The following is a 525-nucleotide window of genomic DNA, read 5'->3' as shown; positions in this document are numbered from 1 at the left end:
GACGAACGCAGACCATCCGGCGTCGTGGACGGACTTGGCCAGGCGTGTACGGGCGAGTCCCTTGACCGCACGGCGAAGTGCCCGAGACCGAGGTCGATGCCGACGACCGGCTCCACGTCGGGCAGCGTCTCGGGTCCGGTCTCGACGACGAAGGACGCGAAGTACCTGCCGGCCGCATCCTTGATCACGGTCACTGTGGACGGGACCGAGGGCAGGTTGCGGGACCACTTCACCCGCACGTCGCCGATCTTCGGCAATGACAGGTCCCCGCCGGTGATGATCTTCCAGCGGGCGTTGGCGGTGAACCGTACGGCCTGCCGGTTGTCCTTGCGGGACTTGAAACGGGGTGCGCCCATGCGCGGGCGCTTCCCCTTCAGTGAGGACCGTTCGGATACAGGCGGAAGCCGTACCTCAACTGCACACCGATCAGCGTACTGCGGTGGGTTTATGGCCGAATATCAGAACATTCGAACTGGTCGTCACTGCGCTTTCATCCTCCACGCCCACGTGGTTTTCGTGACGAAG

1 pseudogene is annotated in these 525 nt (G+C 64.2%); it reads right to left on the bottom strand.

Annotation, left to right across the window (positions count from 1 at the left end):
- Window positions 1-377, bottom strand: a pseudogene (locus IH09_RS36245) (hypothetical protein); the annotation flags it as partial.
- Between the last annotated feature and the right edge of the window lie 148 nt (window positions 378-525).

The sequence above is a fragment of the Streptomyces celluloflavus genome, from assembly GCA_000720995.1.
Taxonomy (GTDB): Bacteria; Actinomycetota; Actinomycetes; order Streptomycetales; family Streptomycetaceae; genus Streptomyces; species Streptomyces celluloflavus.
This window is presented reverse-complemented; position numbering and strand designations above follow the sequence as displayed.